The organism is Priestia sp. P1_B12_1 (genome assembly GCF_056406695.1).
The window spans coordinates 233,974-251,550 of the sequence record NZ_JBFTZR010000002.1 but is presented as its reverse complement, the minus strand read 5'-3'; the positions used below and the strand labels follow the sequence as shown (position 1 = coordinate 251,550).

Annotated in this window: 16 protein-coding genes; 5 read left to right on the top strand and 11 right to left on the bottom strand. The window is 38.8% G+C overall.

What is annotated here, in order from left to right; genetic code table 11:
- Nucleotides 1-129: 129 nt before the first annotated feature.
- From AC1D0Y_RS06850 to AC1D0Y_RS06825, 6 genes are all read right to left on the bottom strand, one after another.
- Complete coding sequence (locus tag AC1D0Y_RS06850; RefSeq protein WP_477707396.1) at nucleotides 130-789, bottom strand: HAD family hydrolase; 660 nt, start codon at nucleotides 787-789, stop codon at nucleotides 130-132.
- Between the two features lie 113 nt (nucleotides 790-902).
- Nucleotides 903-2,282 (bottom strand): APC family permease, encoded by a 1,380-nt coding sequence (locus AC1D0Y_RS06845; protein WP_028407595.1) that lies wholly within the window; start codon nucleotides 2,280-2,282, stop codon nucleotides 903-905.
- A gap of 320 nt (nucleotides 2,283-2,602) precedes the next feature.
- On the bottom strand, nucleotides 2,603-3,538 hold the full coding sequence (speB, locus tag AC1D0Y_RS06840) for an agmatinase (protein WP_477707395.1): 936 nt from the start codon (nucleotides 3,536-3,538) through the stop codon (nucleotides 2,603-2,605).
- A 122-nt stretch (nucleotides 3,539-3,660) separates the two neighbouring features.
- Nucleotides 3,661-5,037 (bottom strand): putrescine aminotransferase, encoded by a 1,377-nt coding sequence (locus AC1D0Y_RS06835; RefSeq protein ID WP_028407593.1) that lies wholly within the window; start codon nucleotides 5,035-5,037, stop codon nucleotides 3,661-3,663.
- A 25-nt stretch (nucleotides 5,038-5,062) separates the two neighbouring features.
- A complete protein-coding gene (locus AC1D0Y_RS06830; RefSeq protein ID WP_060744883.1) occupies nucleotides 5,063-6,550 on the bottom strand; it encodes an aldehyde dehydrogenase family protein in 1,488 nt (495 codons plus the stop codon).
- Between the two features lie 135 nt (nucleotides 6,551-6,685).
- The gene (locus tag AC1D0Y_RS06825) at nucleotides 6,686-7,273 is read right to left on the bottom strand and encodes a TetR/AcrR family transcriptional regulator (protein ID WP_097824250.1); all 588 of its coding nucleotides are present in this window, start codon (nucleotides 7,271-7,273) and stop codon (nucleotides 6,686-6,688) included.
- A 594-nt stretch (nucleotides 7,274-7,867) separates the two neighbouring features.
- On the opposite strand from AC1D0Y_RS06825, the gene AC1D0Y_RS06820 reads away from it, so the two are divergent.
- The 3 genes from AC1D0Y_RS06820 to AC1D0Y_RS06810 are packed head-to-tail and all read left to right on the top strand — an operon-like array spanning nucleotide 7,868 to nucleotide 10,810.
- On the top strand, nucleotides 7,868-8,731 hold the full coding sequence (locus tag AC1D0Y_RS06820) for a glycine betaine ABC transporter substrate-binding protein (protein ID WP_477707394.1): 864 nt from the start codon (nucleotides 7,868-7,870) through the stop codon (nucleotides 8,729-8,731).
- 35 nt (nucleotides 8,732-8,766) lie between these two features.
- Nucleotides 8,767-9,972 carry a quaternary amine ABC transporter ATP-binding protein gene (locus tag AC1D0Y_RS06815; protein ID WP_028407589.1) on the top strand — a complete coding sequence of 402 codons (1,206 nt, stop codon included), beginning with the start codon at nucleotides 8,767-8,769 and terminating at the stop codon, nucleotides 9,970-9,972.
- The gene (locus AC1D0Y_RS06810; RefSeq protein ID WP_013081885.1) at nucleotides 9,965-10,810 is read left to right on the top strand and encodes an ABC transporter permease; all 846 of its coding nucleotides are present in this window, start codon (nucleotides 9,965-9,967) and stop codon (nucleotides 10,808-10,810) included. Before AC1D0Y_RS06815 ends, AC1D0Y_RS06810 begins: the two co-directional genes overlap by 8 nt.
- A 38-nt stretch (nucleotides 10,811-10,848) precedes the next feature.
- Here AC1D0Y_RS06810 and AC1D0Y_RS06805 read toward each other — a convergent pair whose 3' ends face one another.
- Complete coding sequence (locus AC1D0Y_RS06805; protein ID WP_477707393.1) at nucleotides 10,849-11,622, bottom strand: class I SAM-dependent methyltransferase; 774 nt, start codon at nucleotides 11,620-11,622, stop codon at nucleotides 10,849-10,851.
- Between the two features lie 65 nt (nucleotides 11,623-11,687).
- Nucleotides 11,688-12,806 carry an AbrB family transcriptional regulator gene (locus AC1D0Y_RS06800; protein ID WP_098248634.1) on the bottom strand — a complete coding sequence of 373 codons (1,119 nt, stop codon included), beginning with the start codon at nucleotides 12,804-12,806 and terminating at the stop codon, nucleotides 11,688-11,690.
- 140 nt (nucleotides 12,807-12,946) lie between these two features.
- Here AC1D0Y_RS06800 and AC1D0Y_RS06795 point away from each other — a divergent pair, with 140 nt between their 5' ends.
- Together AC1D0Y_RS06795 and AC1D0Y_RS06790 are read left to right on the top strand one after the other, a co-directional pair.
- Entirely contained in the window at nucleotides 12,947-13,819 is an 873-nt protein-coding gene (locus tag AC1D0Y_RS06795) for a LysR family transcriptional regulator (RefSeq protein WP_013055563.1), read from the top strand.
- Nucleotides 13,820-13,948: 129 nt separating this feature from the next.
- On the top strand, nucleotides 13,949-14,128 hold the full coding sequence (locus tag AC1D0Y_RS06790) for a hypothetical protein (RefSeq protein WP_081085189.1): 180 nt from the start codon (nucleotides 13,949-13,951) through the stop codon (nucleotides 14,126-14,128).
- A 38-nt stretch (nucleotides 14,129-14,166) separates the two neighbouring features.
- Here the strand turns inward: AC1D0Y_RS06790 and AC1D0Y_RS06785 are convergent, their stop codons facing one another.
- Genes AC1D0Y_RS06785 through AC1D0Y_RS06775 form a run of 3 tightly spaced genes read right to left on the bottom strand, consistent with a single transcriptional unit; the run spans nucleotide 14,167 to nucleotide 17,448 of the window.
- Nucleotides 14,167-15,135 carry a tripartite tricarboxylate transporter substrate binding protein gene (locus AC1D0Y_RS06785; protein ID WP_025749762.1) on the bottom strand — a complete coding sequence of 323 codons (969 nt, stop codon included), beginning with the start codon at nucleotides 15,133-15,135 and terminating at the stop codon, nucleotides 14,167-14,169.
- 24 nt (nucleotides 15,136-15,159) lie between these two features.
- The gene (locus AC1D0Y_RS06780; RefSeq protein ID WP_028407585.1) at nucleotides 15,160-15,831 is read right to left on the bottom strand and encodes a response regulator; all 672 of its coding nucleotides are present in this window, start codon (nucleotides 15,829-15,831) and stop codon (nucleotides 15,160-15,162) included.
- A gap of 27 nt (nucleotides 15,832-15,858) precedes the next feature.
- A complete protein-coding gene (locus AC1D0Y_RS06775; RefSeq protein ID WP_477707392.1) occupies nucleotides 15,859-17,448 on the bottom strand; it encodes an ATP-binding protein in 1,590 nt (529 codons plus the stop codon).
- Between the last annotated feature and the right edge of the window lie 129 nt (nucleotides 17,449-17,577).

The window sequence follows — 17,577 nt, the reverse complement described above, 5'->3', positions numbered from 1 at the left end:
GCAACAGCTAAAAAAACACTACAACAGCGTCTATACCCCTGTAGATAACCCTTTTTATTTGACTGAGGAAGCAGTAAAACAATAAAAAAAGCGCCACATTTTCTTTTAAAAAATGTGGCGCTTTTAGCGTTAGTCTTCAATACAAAGATACTGAATCACTTCTTTTAAACTTTTCTCTTTCATCGATTCGATGTGTAAGTGATATCTTTCGAATGACAGATGTTTAGTTAACGGATTTGGTACAATCACACAGCGCAAGCCTGCTGCCATAGCAGCTTTCGCTCCATTAGAAGAATCTTCAAATGCTAAAGCTTCAGAGGGCTCTACTCCTAGCTTTTCAATTGCATTTCGGTAAAGAGCCGGATCTGGCTTCACTTTTTCTACATCATCGCGCGTTTGAATGACTTCAAAATAGTGCAGCAAATCTAGCTCTTTTAAAAATGCTGTTACCCAGTCTCGATATGAGCTGCTTGCTAAACCAATTTTTAATCCAAGTTCTTTTGCTTCTGCCAAGTACTCCGCTACACCTTCTCGGGCTACTAATGATTTCATTTTTTCTTGATGACGTCTTAACGATTCTTGAGCTAGTTCCTCTTTTGTGAACTCATTGTTAAACTGCTGAAGCAAATAATCGTAAAGTGCCGTAGCATCCGTTCCCACATAAGAAGCAAACGTTGCAATCGGTAGATCTACTCCCCTGTCTTCTAACATTTCGCGGTATACCTTATACCACACTGATTCTGTATCAATAATTAATCCATCAAAATCAAACACAACTGCTTTAATCATAATTTACCTACCTTTTTCTATCTTATCGTCCTTACATAGTAACACGTTCAAAATACGTAATCCATAAATGTGGCTTCCTTAATAAGATAGGCTTAAACAGGTAGTTTCTATCCTTACTTTTCTCCGACTTTCATCAAAGGTGACATTTCTTCTGTTTCCTTAAACTCAATGGAAGACAGCTGCCTTCTAAAACCTTTCGTTGCATACACTAAATAAACTAAACCAGCAATCGCCCAGCCAATACCAAGTAAAAAGGAGTTGCGCTCCAAGTTAAGCCATAAAACGCCAATCGCTGCTGCTCCTAATAGTGGCATAACAATGTATGACCAAAATCCCTTAGCCGACCGGTGCTGCTTTTGATGAACAGCATAGTGCGCAATAACCGAAATATTAACAAAAGAAAACGCAATGAGTGCTCCAAAATTAATAAATGATGTAGCTGTTGCCAGGCTGAAGAAAATGGCACTTGCTGATACAACTCCGACTAATACAATATTTCGCGAAGGGGTGCGCAGCTTAGGATGAACATAACCAAAAAATGACTGAGGTAAAATTCGATCGCGTCCCATTACGTATAATAAACGCGAAACGCTTGCATGCGATGACATGCCTGATGATAATGTTCCTGCAATTCCTCCAGCTAAAAAGACAATTTGAAACAGCGTACCGCTCACATACATAGCAATTTCAGGAGCCGCAGCGTCTGGATGCTTGAATCCTTCTAACGTCGGGAAAACCGCTTGAATAAAATAAGATGTCACGGTAAACATGACTCCTCCAATTAACGCCACTAAAAAAATAGCTCGCGGAATCGTTTTTTTAGGGTTAGGGGTTTCTTCTGATAACATAGCCACTGCATCAAATCCTAAATAGGAAAAACACATAAGTGTAGCTCCTGCTATTAGTCCTGATGACGTCATGTTCTGATTAAAGAAAGGCTTCATAGAAAAAAGAGTCCCTTCTCCCATTCCTCCTAGCAAGGCTTTGATTGAAACAGCAACAAACAATACTAAAATCGTCATTTGAAATACAACAAGAAACGTATTGAAATTGGCGGTGAAATTAACGCTTCGTAGATTTAGCAGCGTAACGATAATGACGAAGCTGACAACCCAAATCCACGATGGTACCGAAGGAAAAATAGATGATAAATAAATTTGAAAAATAAGTGCGTTAACCATCGGTAAAAAGAGATAATCCATTAGTGCAGACCAGCCAACTAAGAACCCTAAATGTGGATTGATTGTCTTTTGCGTATATGTATAAGCTGACCCTGCATTTGGAAACACTTGAATCATCTTTTTGTAGCTTACTGCCGTGAGAAGCATCCCGACAAGGGCTATGATATAAGACGTGGGAACGTGTCCATTCGTCATATCAGACGCAATCCCAAACGTATCAAACACTACCATCGGAGTCATATATCCGATCCCCATTAATACAATCTGCCATAATTTCAACGACCTTTTTAATGTTACTGTTTCATGTTTCATTTATCTTCCCCCTTCTATTTATTAAGAACATTCTGACAATTAAATCCATAAATGCCTGTATTTAATTTCTTTATATAAAAATGAATGACTTTCATTCATTTTTATATAAAGAGTGGTTACATTTACTATAGCAAATATATGATTTATTTCTTTAAGTTGGTAAGGGTTGCTAACAAACTATCTTTTTCTTTTATCATATTATGAAAGCGCTTTATTTTAAATAGCTATATGTTCCTAATCTCCTGCTATATCAACGCAGAAATACCCTCTGAATAAGAGGGATTTCTGCTTACAAGCCGTTATTCAATCGTAGTATTCAATCACTTTCTTTTCGTTTTCACTGCAACTAAACTAGCAAAATCATGAATGATTGTAGCTGCAAGCAACGAGGTTATCTGAGTTGGATCATAAGAAGGCAGCACTTCCACCAGGTCAAATCCAACATAGTTAAATTCCGTCAGAGAACGAATCATTTGCAGCGTTTCTCTGCTGCTGAATCCGCCTACTTCAAGCGTTCCTGTTCCTGGTGCGCAAGAAGGATCAACAAAATCAATATCAAACGTTAAAAAGCACGGCGTATCTCCAATCGCTGTCTTCATTTGCTCTAAAACCACTGAAAATCCTTGATGTTCAAGCTCCCCTGCCGTTACTACATGATAACCGAGGTCTTTGCTTTCTTGAACATCTCCCGGGTGGTTTAATGTTCCTCTGATACCAATTTGAAAGACCTTCTTTGGATCTACTATCCCTTCTTCATATGCGCGTATAAAAGGAGATCCGTGCCAATATTTTTCCTCGTAATACGTATCCCACGTGTCTGTATGAGAATCAAAATGAATCATAGCCACTGGACCATATCTTTTAGCAGCAGCACGAAGGCTTGCTAAGGTAATCGAATGATCTCCTCCAATTCCAATTGGAACAATTCCTCTATCCATAAGAGTGCCTACCGCTTCTTCCATTAATTCATAGCTTCTGTGAATATTATGTGGAATAACGGGCACATCACCAATATCGATAGCATTTGTATCATCGAATGGATATACGTCGTGTACCGGGTGATAAGGAAACAGCGTCATGGAAGATTGCCGAATTGCCTGAGGGGCAAAGCGCGCACCTACTCTGAAAGATGCTGCCGTATCAAACGGCATCCCTACTAGCCCTACTTTTGCATTTTCTCTTTCCGCTGGCAGCCTCATAAATGAGCCCGTTGTACAAAATTCTGGTTTGACATCTGGGGACAATGGATATTTCATAATTTATTCCTCCGTTTCAATGATTTCAGTTAGTGGCTAGGCATTTCCACTACTAAAATCATTGAAAGCAATACGGGAATAAGAAACGTTTGCCGACTCATATTCATTGCTCCTTGTTACATTTATTGGTGGTTCAGCTCATTTAATACTTTTTCAAATGTAGAAATGACTTGATCTACTTCTTCCGCTGAAATAGTCAACGGTGGCTCAATACGAATTGTTTTAGAGTTTACAAGCGTGCCGGCTACTAGAATCCCTTCATCAAACATACCTTTAGAAAGCGCGTAGCCAATTTCATCTTGGTGAAACTCAATTCCAATCATTAAACCTTGCCCTCTGATTTCAAGTACTTTATCTCCATGTTTTTCAGCTGCTTTCTTTAAACCAGCAAGGAAATATTCTCCGAGCTCTTTCGCACGGTTTGGCAGCTGTTCTTCAATCAACACGTTAATGGTTGCAATAGCGGCTGCGCAGGCAAGCGGGTTGCCTCCAAACGTTGTTGTGTGCATAAAAGGATTATCAAAGAAGCTTGAGAACACTTTTTCTTTTGCTACGACTGCCCCAGCAGGCATAACCCCTCCTCCAAACGCTTTAGCAAGACATAAAATATCGGGTACAACATCGTATAGTTCTGATGCAAACATTTCACCGGTACGTCCCATACCTGTTTGAACTTCATCAAAAATTAAGATAGCATCGTACTCATCACATAGTGCACGCACTTCTTTTAAATAATTTTCAGGAGGAAGAATAATGCCGCCTTCTCCTTGAATTGGTTCTAATAAAACAGCTGCCACATCTTCCCCTACAAGCGCGCACGTTTCAAATGTTTTGCGCATCATGTCAATATCACCAAACGGTACGTGACGGAAACCTGGAATTAACGGCAGAAATGGTTTACGGAACATTCCTTTTGCCGTACCTGATAAAGAACCTAGACTTTTTCCATGAAAAGAACGTGTTGTGGAAATAAACGTTGTTCGATCACTATACATTTTCGCTAATTTTAAAGCGGCTTCTACACTTTCTGTTCCGCTGTTTGTGAAAAAGGAATACTTCAAATCCCCCGGTGTAATATCTGCTAAAATTTTCGCAAGCATCGCACGAAGTGGATCTAATAAGTCTTGGCTATGGAGCGCTTGACGCTGGAGCTGATCTTGAACAGCTTTGACTACTTTAGGATGGCGGTGCCCCACGTTATAAATTCCAAATCCGCCCAAACAATCAATGTATTTTTTACCGTTTACATCCGTAAAACAAGAGCCTTCATCTGACCATTCAACAGCTGCGAACTGCGTATCCACCGTTACTGTTTTGCGATATTCTAAAAAGCCTGGGTTGACATGCTCACGAAATCCGTCTACTGTTTCTTTCGTAATCCACTGTGCTTCTTCAGCTGACACTTCGCTTTTTTCAATAAGCCCCAGCACTTTGTTGATATATTCGTTTACTTCACCATATGCTTTGTTTACCTCTTGATTTTTCGTCACTGTATTCATTTTAATATCGCTCCTTCTCTACTTTTTAATTTTTAAACCAGCCGATTGGCTCTACTTGTAAATTAATATTAATTTGTTTTACTTCTTGAAATTCTTCCAATCCAAACGTGCCCAGTCCTCGGCCAATTCCGCTCTGCTTATATCCGCCCCAAGGCGCTTCGTTAAATGTAAAATGATACGTGTTTACCCAAGTGATGCCCGCACGCAGCTTTTTAATCACTCGAAGAGCTTTTGCGCCGTCGGTTGTAAACACACTGCCTGCTAAACCGTATTCCGTATCATTTGCAAGCTTAATAGCTTCTTTTTCATCTTTGAACGTTTGAATAACAACAACCGGACCAAAGATTTCATCTTGCACAATTTTCATATTTGACGTAACGTTACTAAAAACCGTAGGTTCTACAAAGAATCCTTTTTCCAATCCACTGCTAGTGATTCGATTGCCTCCGCATACAAGGTGAGCGCCTTCTTGCTTTCCAATTTCGACGTACTTTAATACTTTTTCCATATGTTCTTCACTTACAAGAGGGCCCATTTCAATCTCTTGTTCCATTCCATTTCCTACTTTAATTTTTTGAGCGCGCTCTGCAAAACGTTCGATAAATCTCTCAGCGATGCTTTCTTCTACTAAAATACGAGAACCTGCAGCGCAAATTTGGCCGCTACCTGCAAAAATTCCGAATAAGGCATAATCTACAGCTGTTTCAAAATCAGCGTCAGCAAATATAATGTTCGGTGACTTTCCTCCAAGTTCTAAAGAGACTTTTGTTACATTCTCTGCTGCTTGACGCATAATGTGTTTTCCAGTTACCGTTCCGCCTGTAAAGGAAATCTTATCAACACGCTTATCTTGAATAAGCGTATTTCCTACAGTATCTCCGGCTCCCATAACAAGGTTTGCTACTCCTTTTGGCAATCCTACGCTTTCTAAGATCTCAAAAAGTTTTGTAGGAGTAACCGGTGTCACTTCAGAAGGTTTAAATACAATCGTATTTCCTGCAGCTAAAGCAGGTGCAATTTTCCACACGCTCATCAACAGCGGATAATTCCAAGGTACAATCAATCCGCACACTCCAATTGGTTCTTTTATAGCCATTGCTTGCATAGGTGCAGGAACACTGTACGTTTGACCGTCTGGCTTTGTAATTAATCCAGCGTAATATCTAAAACAAGCAGCTGCATCTTCCACATCAGCCTCAGCTTCGCGATAGGGCTTTCCGTTATCCATTGTTTCTAGCGCTGCTAATTCCTCTTTCGCTTCTTCAAGCTTATCGGCAATTTTAAATAAGATAGCTGCTCTTTCAGATGCAGAAGTCTCAGACCAAATTCCGCTGTCAAAGGCTTCCCGTGCAGCTTTAATTGCTGCTTTCGTATCTTCTGCGCTGCCTTCTGCAGCATATCCAATTACTTCACCTGTCGCTGGATTAACAGTAGGACGCTGCTTCTCTGCTTTTTTCCATTCTCCGTTTATGTACATATTTAAAGTTAACGTTTTAACGGCTGTACGATCCATAAGATACCTCCTTATTAAATAACGACTGATTGTCAGTCATTTTAAACTTTAAAAAACTTATAATTCTGATAATTAATTGTATATTTTGAATGAATGTCAGTCATTTTGATAGGTGTAATATCAGCAGTGCTAATATTACACGGATGGCACAAGAGAACGCTTTAAGAATTGAAAAAGTTCTTCCTTCGATTGTTCAAGTGTGACATCTTGCTCTCGCCCGATATAAAAAAGTTCCGCAGCATTTTCAATCAAATTGATCATCGTTTTAGCTGTCCATTTAACGTTAAGCTGCTTAATGACTTCTTCTTTTCTAACAGCCTCGTTTAATACCTCTTCAAACCAGTTGTAATAAGGTAAGTAAATAGCTTCCCATGTTTCTAATGAATAGTCAAAAGCGAGCCCTGAATAGCATAAAACAAGAACATCTCTATATTCATCAGTTGTTTTATACGTTTCGTCAATCATTACCTCTAATGTACTTAAAAAATCCGTTGCTGTTTTAGCTCTTTCTTTAATTTTTTCAAGCGACAAAGAAAGTAAGTTTTCTGCAATCGCAGGAACAAGGGCATTTTTGGATCTGAAATAAAGATAAAAAGTTCCTTGAGCTACGCCTGCACGCTTTACAATGTCTGAAATTGACGTTTTATCAAGCCCCTTTTCAGATATAACTTCAATCGCTGCCTGTAAGATTTTATCGTATTTTTCACTTGTGCTTGTAACCAACTCTTTCCCTCCACCTATAAAATGAATGACTTTCATTCATTTTACTATAAGTAACACAAATTATGCAAGATAAAATTTTCTGAATCTTTAAATTTAATTGAAAAATCGGTCGCATGCCGCCTTCAAAATATTTTTTTATTTTATCATTTTACCCTCGCTCTTTTTATATGTCTCACTGTTATTTCTCTTCCTTTCACCATCCAAAGTAAAAGCTGATACAACGCTCTTTAAGCAACTATTTTTCTGAAAAAGTATCTTTAATAGAAAGATACTTTTCTGCGTTTATTTATAAAGCTTTATCGCTTAATTACTCTTCACTCGAAGTTGACGGAGTAAAAAAAAGAGTGGTAACATGTAAAACTGATTCTACAGTCACTTATTTTATCCATTTATTTCCCATAATTTCTCTTAACTACGATGTACATTTTTAGCTAAAAATAACTTTATAACGCCGAAAAATCAACCACTCTATTTCACATTTTATATTTTCTATGTTTACCACCTAAAAAAACCGGGTATACACTTCGTTGTGTTTAGCACTCGTTCTACATATCAGTCAGATTGATTTAAAACTTTATAAAGGAGTTACATTACATGAAGAAACTATTGTTAATCAGCATGATTTGTTTTCTTCTAGTTATTACTTCGGCTTGCGGCAACGGTAATGGCGCATTTAAAGATAAAAAAACCATTACCATCGGCATGAATAACTATACTGAAAACATCGCCTACACATACGTATGGAAACAGATTTTAGAAGATCGAGGTTATAAGGTTAGAACTGTTTTCTTAGAGAAAGCCGGTGTTTGGGTAGGAACGGCCAATGACGACATTGATATTTCGTTTGCACCATGGCTGCCTACAACAGATGCGCCTTTTTACAAAAAGTATAAAGATCAAGTGAACATCGAAGACCCTTGGCTTAAAAACGCGCGCTTAGGATTCGCAGTTCCCGCCTATATGAAAGATGTGAACACAACGGAAGACCTTGCTAAGGTTGGTTCTGATGTCGATAACAAAGTAATTGGAATTGACCCAGGCTCCAGTATTAATGGATTGGCCGAACAGGCGTTAAAAGATTATAACCTTAAAAGCTATACGCTTGTAAAATCGTCTGAGGCAGCTATGCTCAGTGAACTGCGCAAAGCCTATGATGCCAAAAAACCAATTGTTGTTACTATGTGGAATCCTCACTGGGCTTTTGCAGACTTTGATATCAAATACTTAAAAGATCCTAAAAATTCGTTTGGAGACCCTGACAACATTTACACAATGACAAGCAAGGAATTTAAAAAGACAAATCCTCAAGTCATAAAATGGATGAATAATGCACAGATGAATGATAAATTAATCAGTCCTCTTCTATCACAAGTTGAAAAATCTTCGAATCCTGAAGAAGCAGCGCAAGAATGGGTAAAAAAGCATAAAAAGCTAGTTGACAGTTGGACAAAAGATTAATGGACGTAAAAGAAAACAACAATTGAGGTGGACATATGGAACACGTAAAATTAAAAGTACAAAATATAACCAAAGTGTTTGGTAAGAATCCGTCAAAAGCGATTGATTTACTTCAAAAAGGAAAAACAAAAAAAGAAATTCTAGAAGAAACAGGAATGACAATAGGGGTTAATCAAGCAAACTTCGAAATCAAATCCGGTGAAATCTTCGTTATTATGGGCCTGTCTGGAAGTGGTAAATCCACTTTAGTTCGTATGTTTAATCGCCTTGTTGAACCAACATCTGGATCCCTTATTTTGGACGGTGACGATGTAGTAAAAATGAACAAAGATGAACTCCGCGACATGCGCCGAAAAAAAATGAGCATGGTTTTTCAAAACTTTGCCCTATTCCCTCACCGTACGGTTCTTGATAACACAGAATACGGACTAGAAGTTCAAGGTACACCAAAAGCCGAACGTGAAAAGAAAGCAAAAGAAGCGCTTGAATTAGTAGGTTTGAAAGGGTACGAAAATCAATACCCTGGTGAACTGAGCGGCGGTATGCAGCAGCGTGTCGGACTGGCCCGAGCACTTGCCAATGACCCTGATATTTTATTAATGGATGAAGCATTCAGTGCACTAGATCCGCTTATTCGTAAAGACATGCAAGATTTCTTACTGGAGCTTCAAGAAAAAATGGAACGTACAATCATTTTTATTACCCATGATCTTGATGAAGCTCTTCGGATCGGAGATCGCATCGTTTTAATGAAAGACGGCAGTGTTGTTCAGGTAGGAACACCTGAAGAAATTATGACAAACCCTGCCAATGATTATGTTGAGCGCTTTGTGGAAGACGTTAATGTAGCTAAAGTATACACAGCTGAAAGCGTGATGAATCGTGCCGAATCTATTACCGTAGACCGAGGTCCGCGCGTGGCTCTTAAAATCATGCAAGAAGCTGGTTATTCAAGCATCTACGTCGTAGACAAGAAAAAAACTCTTCTAGGAGTTGTAACTGCAGATGATATTAGCCGTGCCATTAAACAAGATAAACTGACAGCAGACGTATTAGATACGGATATTCCAACTGTTACAACAGATACGCTACTAGAAAACTTGTACGACAAAATGGTTATCAGCCGCTTTCCGCTACCGGTTGTAGATGAAAACCATCGTCTGCGCGGCATCATTAAAAAAGAACGAGTGATTGAAGCACTCGCCGGTACTGATAGTAATGAGGTGAACGTAAATGAATAGTATTCCTAAAATTCCCGTTGGCAATTGGATTGACCATTTTGTCACGTTTTTAAATGATAATATCAAAGGTTTTTTTGATGTTATTTCAGCTATTGTCGATGGTATTGTAAGTTTTATTGTACTAGTGTTAACTTTTCCACCAGCATTAATTTTAATCTTAATTGTCGGAATCATTGCTTGGTTTTCAAGTAAAAAATGGTCATTTACTATTTTATCAATGATTGGCCTGTTATTTATTCTTAATCTTGGCTACTGGCAAGAAACCATGGACACACTAGCCCTCGTTTTAACAAGCGTACTGATTTCGATTATAGTAGGAATTCCGCTTGGCATCTGGGCATCTCAAAGCGAAAAGACGGCTCGAATTATTACGCCAATCTTAGACTTTATGCAAACAATGCCCGCATTTGTTTATTTGATTCCAGCACTTTTCTTTTTTGGAATCGGTGTAGTGCCAGGTGTTATCTCATCTGTTATCTTTGCAATGCCTCCGACGATTCGCTTAACGAACCTAGGTATTCGCGAAGTACCCGCTGACTTAGTAGAAGCAGCAAATGCCTACGGTTCAACAACAAAACAAAAATTATTTAAAGTACAGCTTCCATTAGCTACAAAAACCATCATGGCCGGAATTAACCAAAGCATCATGCTATCTCTTTCAATGGTTGTTATTGCCTCTCTTGTAGGTGCTCCGGGACTTGGTGCGGAAGTATACCGTGCAGTTTCTCGACTTGAAGTCGGCACGGGCTTTGAAGCTGGAATTTCAATCGTTATATTAGCGATTATTTTAGATCGTATTACGCAATATTTTGGAAATCGTTCAAACCAACGAGCATAAGTAAAAAAAGAAGCCAACTCCGGTGAGTTGGCTTCTTTTTATTTATTTTTGTAACACGCTACAAAGATTGCTTCCCCTTGAAACGATTCAATTCTTTGTTGATTCGTTTTGATGTCAAAAAACTGCTTAAATCCCCTTGGTATATTCAGCATATATTGAGTAAGCTCATGCTTTGTCTCTTCCGGAACATTCATCATCCCGCACCAGTCATCAAATAAAAAGCGCTTTGGAAAAGTTGTCAGCACTTCTGCACGGAACCCTTGCATTTCAAGCATAGAAAGCCACTCTGTTTTTTTATAAGCACGATAATGGCTTGGATCTCTTGTCTTTTCAACTCGATTATAAAACTCGTCATAAGCATTCACTTCCGGTGCTACATTATCAATAAGCAAGAACTGTCCGCCTGGCTTTAACACTCGGTATACCTCTTTGATGAACTGTTTAATATTAGGAAAATGGTGAGGTGCAATTCTGCACGTTACCGTATCAAACTCGTCATCTTGAAATGGCATATCTTCAGCATCTCCTTGAACAAACGATACATTTTCATGACCATTTTCTTTAATAAAGCCTTCAGCACTTTGCAGCATTTGAGGAGTTAAGTCAAAAGCCGTTACTTCTTGAAAAACAGGTGCTAGCTTATTTGCCACGTGTCCTCCTCCTGTTGCTACATCAAGCAGCTTTCCTCCTCTATTTTCTTCAGCAATTTCCGCTAAAACAGCTAAATCTTTGCCTTTCGCATGACCTTTACTTTTGACGTACTTTCCAGCATTCCCCCCGAACTGACTGACCACCATTTCTTTATTACTCATCTATTCTCCCCCCATTTTCCTCTTTAAAACTCTCTGTTACTTTGCCTAGTGCATTCACATATTTATTAGGAAACGTGTGAATGTATTCTTTTTCTTTCTCCCCATTGATGAAACATGCGAAACAGCGGAGGAAGAAGCAGCCAAATGGTTAAAATTCGAAGTACTTGGACGGCTACTACCAACGTCGAATCAGCTTGCAGTACAATTGATGTAGTCGCCATTTCTGCAATGCCTCCAGGAGCAAACGCTAAAATAGACGTAATAAGCCCGATTCCAGTTATTTTGGAGACGAGTAGTGCACAAACAAACATAGCAGCAATTAAGCCGATTGTATTAATAAGCGCAACAACTATAATTTTTTTTACGCCGATAAACATTTCTTTATGAAAGCGAGAACCAATGCTTGACGCGATAAAAATTTGCGATAAAATCATCACAGAATGAGGCCAGTATGCTTGAAGATTATAGCCCGCGTACGATGAAGCAGCTGTTTGAACAATCGCAACAGTAAGCATTCCCCCTACTAACCAAGGAGCAGGAAATTTTAGTTTTTTTCCTATATAATAGCCTACTACTGCTGTAACGATTAAAACGCCTGTCCATAGCAGTGATTCCCACCCAAAAATACTTGGAGTAGCTGCCACTGCATGCCGACCTGTATTACTTCCCCAATAGACCACAAATAAAGGAACAGCAAGCACAACTAAAAACACGCGCATTGTTTGAATGATGCTTACAACTGCCGTATTAGCCCCTACCTCTTCAGCCATGCCTGGCATTGCGCTCATTCCTCCAGGAGTCGTGCCGAAAAAGCTTGTTAATAAGTCTGTGGAACTGAACTTCCATAGCAAATAACCGGATAAAAGAGAAAAAACAACGGACAGCAAAAGCATGATCGTAATGGTGGACCAGTGAGATTGAAACGTAGTTAATACAGACAAGTTAATCTTTTGACCTAATTCAATCCCTAAAATACACTGTCCTGCGTACAGCCAATATTTTGGAATACCTTTTTTGCTTGTTTGAGATAAAAAACGCGGCTTTCGGAAAGCTAGAATAGCAGCTAAAATGAGGGTCCCAAGCATCCAGCCAATGGATAAACCTGTTAACGATAAAAGAAATCCTCCGACGCTTGTTAATAAAATAAAAAATATAGATTGTAAAAAAATAATTCTTGCGTTCATATCTACTTCCTTCCTTCTACAAGGCTTTTCTTTCTTACACCGAACATTCTTCTTCTTAACTATAGTATAATTTTAGAGATAATTAAAATATCGAAATTTTATTATAAACCATTCATTTTTTTTATTCCTGGAGGGGTAGTATGGACGATCGAGATTGGCTTATTCTACAAGTGTTGTATCGAGAAAAAAACATTACAAAAGCAGCCAAGGAGCTGTTTATCTCTCAGCCTGCGCTTACGCATAGACTGCAGCAGATGGAGAAGGAATTTCATGTTCAGATTGTGAACAGAGGACGCCGCGGCGTTCAATTTACACCGCAGGGGGAATATTTAGTGAAGTGCGCAGAAGAAATGCTGCTCACGCTTCAAAAAATAAAAGAAAATGTGTTAAACATGGATGATCAATTAACCGGTACTTTACGTCTAGGAGTGTCTAACTTTTTCACTGACTACAAGCTACCTGGACTATTACGGTTATTTAAAGAGCGATTTCCTGACGTTGAATTCAAAGTCACCACCGGATGGAGCAGTGACATGGCTCACTTACTTTATAAGCACGATGTTCATATTGCGTTTGTAAAAGGTGATTATAACTGGCAGGATCAGAAAGAGCTGCTTTTTAAAGAAACGATTTGCATTGCGTCTGCACAGCCTGTTGACATAAACAACCTTCCCAATATACCTCGAATTGACTATCACCAAGATCGTTTTTTAAAAACATCTGTTGATAACTGGTGGGCTGAAAATTACTCTCAGCCTCCCCTTGTCAGTATTGAAGTGGATAAAGCAGAAACATGCAAAAAGATGGTTGTAAACGGACTCGGTTATGCGATTTTGCCGAGTATGCTGCTTGATGACGCAGCAGAGATTTACAGATACACGTTAAAAACAAAAGACCAGCAGCCTTTAACGCGCAGTACATGGATGTTTTATCATGAGGATTCATTAAAAATTAACATCGTAAAAGCTTTTATTGAGTTCATTCAAAACTTGGATTTAAAAGATGTACACTGATAGAAAGAGGTTGAAACAAACGTAGTATAGCCGAGATGAAAAAATGAACCATTAATCAAAATGTTTGATTAGTGGTTCATTTTTTGTTGTAGTAAACATAGGTTTCATCTGTTTCGTTCCTTCTAGCAGTTGATTGTAGGGCAAGACGAAGACTCCTGCGGGAAAAGCGGGACAGGTGAGACCCCGCAGGAGCGTAAGCGACGAGGAGGCTCATCGCCCGCCCGCGGAAAGCGAAGTCTTGCACGGAAATCAACTGCGGTGTCTCAAGCAGTTCAGCTCATATATCCCATTTGTTCATCTTTAGATTAGATTCATTTCGTCATGCCTCAACCTTTTCTTTATCATGTCTACTCGTCATTTGTTCCGCCCATTAAGTCAGAATACAGCTTGCTTTGCTGTTCAAGAAAGACTTTAGCACCGCTGCTATTTTTATAAAAAGAGGTTAAATCGTTATCTTTAAGCAGCTGTTCCCATTCTTTTGTATGAACCATTTCATACACTGTCTTATTCCAATATGCTACCTGCTCTTTGGTCATATTAGGCGGTCCCATTAGGCCTCTCCAATGGCTAAATGTTACGTCAATTCCCGCTTCTTTCCACGTTGGGATCTCTTTTAACTCTTCTAGCCTGCTGGGAGAAGAAACGGCGAGTATTCTTACCTGCCCTTGTTCATACTGCTTTTTTACTTCTGATAATGACATAGGTGCTACATCTAGCTGATGATGAACGAGCGCATCGATCACTTTATGACTGCTGTTGTAAACGAAGAACTCAAGCTTGGAAGAGTCTACGCCTGCTTTTTTATTCAGCTGCATGAACGATAAATGATCGTCGTTTCCTAAGCGAGGTGATATTCCTACTTTCATGCTGGATTCACTTTGATTTAACGTGCGTATGAGCTGTTTTAAATTATATATAGGAGAGTTAGCAGGAACTACGATGACCTCCCATTCAGATGTTAAAATAGCGAGCGGAGTAAAGTCTTTATAGGTTAATTGACTTTGCCCTAGCAAATTATTTGTAATCAGCAAACTGGAATTTCCGGAAACAATATTCCCTTCTTTTCTCTGTTTAATATATTTCCATCCTTCTTCACCTTGCCCGCCTATTTTATTACTAACAGAAACGGGTACCTTCACAATCTTCTTTTCCGTTAGCACTTGTTGAATGGCTCTTACTGTTGCATCTGCTCCTCCGCCTTTTGCACCGGCTGCCACAATTTCAATTTCCCCCATATCAATACGGTCTTTTTTAGAGGGAGAAGAACAGCTAACAAGCAATACACTTATAAACACTATCATGAGCTTTTTGATCATATATACCATCCTTCAAGGCTAATGCTACGCTAAATAGTACTTGCGCTCCGGCCGTCCAATAATCCCATAATCATACTCAACGTGACATTCACCAGTTGATACTAGATACTCTAAATATCGTCTAGCTGTCGTTCTAGATACTCCCATGTGTTGCCCCATCTCTTCGATCGTAATTCCTTTGATGCTTTTTAAAATGTCTTTTGACTTTTGTAACGTGATACCATCAATACCTGAAGGAAGAGATTTATCCGCTTTTGGCTTTGTTCTGACATGTCCAAAGTACGCATCAATAAATGATTGATCAACTTCTTCACGCGTACTAAACAGTTCCTTTTTCTCTTGATACTGTTTAATAGCATTAATGAAGGATTCCATCATAACCGGCTTAATCAAATAATTAACGACGCCGTTTCTCAAACAGATTTCTACAATGTTTTTTTCGGTGGCAGCCGTTACCACGATAACGTCAACGTGTGGAAACTGCGCTCTGATTTTTGGCAGTAAATCTGTTCCCATTTCATCTGGCATATAGATGTCTAAAAGAAGTAAATCAACTTTCTTCTCCTTTAGCATTTCAAGCGTCTCTTTTGCATTCAACGCTTTACCTACAACTTCCACACCATCTACTTCTAATAAAAATCGCTCTTGAACTTGAGCAATTCGAAAATCGTCTTCTGCAATTGCGACTCTTAACATTTCGACTCTCCCCTTACTTCTCATGATTCAGTTTTTTGGAAGGTAAACTGAAAAAATGGCTCCTCCTTCTGGCTGATTATATACTTCAATAGATCCTCCAAGCTCATCTACCATTTTCTTTATATTTGCCAGTCCGTATCCTCTGTCTGTACCTTTGGTTGAAAAACCTTTTGTGAAAATTTGATTTAGTACTTCTTCTGATATACCAGGTCCGTTATCCATCACTTCAATAATTAAATCATGACCAATATCGGTAATAAAAAACGACACTTCTTTTTCAGACTGCTTACTCACTGCTTCAAATGCATTATCAATTAAATTCCCAATAATGATAATGAGATGAGAAATTTCAATATGTTCTGGGAGCGTATCGAGTGTACTCTCCGAATCAACCGAAAAGTGAATTTTCTTTTCAGATGCTTTTCCAATCTTCCCAAGCAATATTGCTTGGACTTTAGAATCTAGTATCTGATCAAATAGAATACGATTTTGTGTTTGGTGTACGGCCGATTCTTTTTGAATAAACTCAAATGCATCTTTGTACTGCCCTAACTGCAGCAAACCCGACAAAACATACAGCTTATTCGTAAACTCATGGGTTTGAGCTCGTAAATCCTCTGAATACTTTCGTACTTCTGAAATCGTATTGATTAAGCTTTTTAATTCTGTCTTATCACGAAAACTAGCGACCACTCCTACAATTCGCTGATGTTCAATAATAGGTGTTAAGTTTAAGATAAACGTTTTTTCATTCAAAAAAATCTCTTGGTCGCTTCGGGCTATTCCCGTATCTAGCACTTCAATCATATTCGTATAAGGAAATACTTCAATGATATGATGATGTAAATATTCCGTCTGTAGTCCTAGCATATTTTTAGCTGATGTATTCATCATCGTAATAAAGCCTTGATGATCAATAGCAATAATTCCTTCTTTTATCGACAGTAAAATCGCATTTCGTTCACGGTATAAAGAAGCGATTTCATGGGGCTCAAGACCGAGAGTATCTTTTTTAATACTTTTAGCTAAAAAAATACCCCCGATCATACCAAGCAATAAAACCGCTAGTGAAAATAGGATAATTTGCTGAATACGCGTAATGAGCTGAGCATGAACATGAGACTTTAAAAACTCAACCGTCACTACTCCCACGACCTCCGTATACTTTCCGTGACTGATAACAATAGGCGCTTTCCCCATAATTGCAGGACCTGTGGTTCCCTCTCCGTCAAGCGTATAATATCCGCCAAACAGCAGTGCTCTATCGTTAACCGCCTCTTTGTTTTTCTTTCCTATCCATTTTTGATTAGAATGAGAATAGATGAGTTGCTCACGGTTTTGAACCACAATACTTGCTGCTCCGATTTGTTCCCTCACTTGCTCGGCAAGCGGCTGAATGTAGCGACTCGGCTGTTTTTTTTGAAAAGCAGCTTTGACTTCCGGCATAAATGATATTGATTTGGCTGCTTGAAGAGCCAGCTGCTCGGCTTGCCTTTTAGATTCTACAAACTGCATGTAAGAGAAAATACTCGCTAAAAGAACAATAACAGTTATGATTAATGCTGCGGATAAACCTACGATTTTTGTTTGCAGCGATACTTGAAACCATTTTTTCATTTCATCGCACCTTTAGCCTTTACCTTATAGTTCTATTCCTCTTTTATTTTATCAAAATTTTTTGTATATCCGCTCCTTATTCCAAAAGCTTTTTAGACAAAAAAACTTATCAATCCCAAAAGCGGAATT

Coding starts and splice junctions, on each gene's coding strand:
- AC1D0Y_RS06850 (WP_477707396.1), bottom strand. CDS start 789: ATGATTAAAGCAGTTGTGTTTGATTTTGATGGATTAATTATTGATACA.
- AC1D0Y_RS06845 (WP_028407595.1), bottom strand. CDS start 2,282: ATGAAACATGAAACAGTAACATTAAAAAGGTCGTTGAAATTATGGCAG.
- speB (WP_477707395.1), bottom strand. CDS start 3,538: ATGAAATATCCATTGTCCCCAGATGTCAAACCAGAATTTTGTACAACG.
- AC1D0Y_RS06835 (WP_028407593.1), bottom strand. CDS start 5,037: ATGAATACAGTGACGAAAAATCAAGAGGTAAACAAAGCATATGGTGAA.
- AC1D0Y_RS06830 (WP_060744883.1), bottom strand. CDS start 6,550: ATGGATCGTACAGCCGTTAAAACGTTAACTTTAAATATGTACATAAAC.
- AC1D0Y_RS06820 (WP_477707394.1), top strand. CDS start 7,868: ATGAAGAAACTATTGTTAATCAGCATGATTTGTTTTCTTCTAGTTATT.
- AC1D0Y_RS06815 (WP_028407589.1), top strand. CDS start 8,767: ATGGAACACGTAAAATTAAAAGTACAAAATATAACCAAAGTGTTTGGT.
- AC1D0Y_RS06810 (WP_013081885.1), top strand. CDS start 9,965: ATGAATAGTATTCCTAAAATTCCCGTTGGCAATTGGATTGACCATTTT.
- AC1D0Y_RS06805 (WP_477707393.1), bottom strand. CDS start 11,622: ATGAGTAATAAAGAAATGGTGGTCAGTCAGTTCGGGGGGAATGCTGGA.
- AC1D0Y_RS06800 (WP_098248634.1), bottom strand. CDS start 12,806: ATGAACGCAAGAATTATTTTTTTACAATCTATATTTTTTATTTTATTA.
- AC1D0Y_RS06795 (WP_013055563.1), top strand. CDS start 12,947: ATGGACGATCGAGATTGGCTTATTCTACAAGTGTTGTATCGAGAAAAA.
- AC1D0Y_RS06785 (WP_025749762.1), bottom strand. CDS start 15,135: ATGATCAAAAAGCTCATGATAGTGTTTATAAGTGTATTGCTTGTTAGC.
- AC1D0Y_RS06780 (WP_028407585.1), bottom strand. CDS start 15,831: ATGTTAAGAGTCGCAATTGCAGAAGACGATTTTCGAATTGCTCAAGTT.
- AC1D0Y_RS06775 (WP_477707392.1), bottom strand. CDS start 17,448: ATGAAAAAATGGTTTCAAGTATCGCTGCAAACAAAAATCGTAGGTTTA.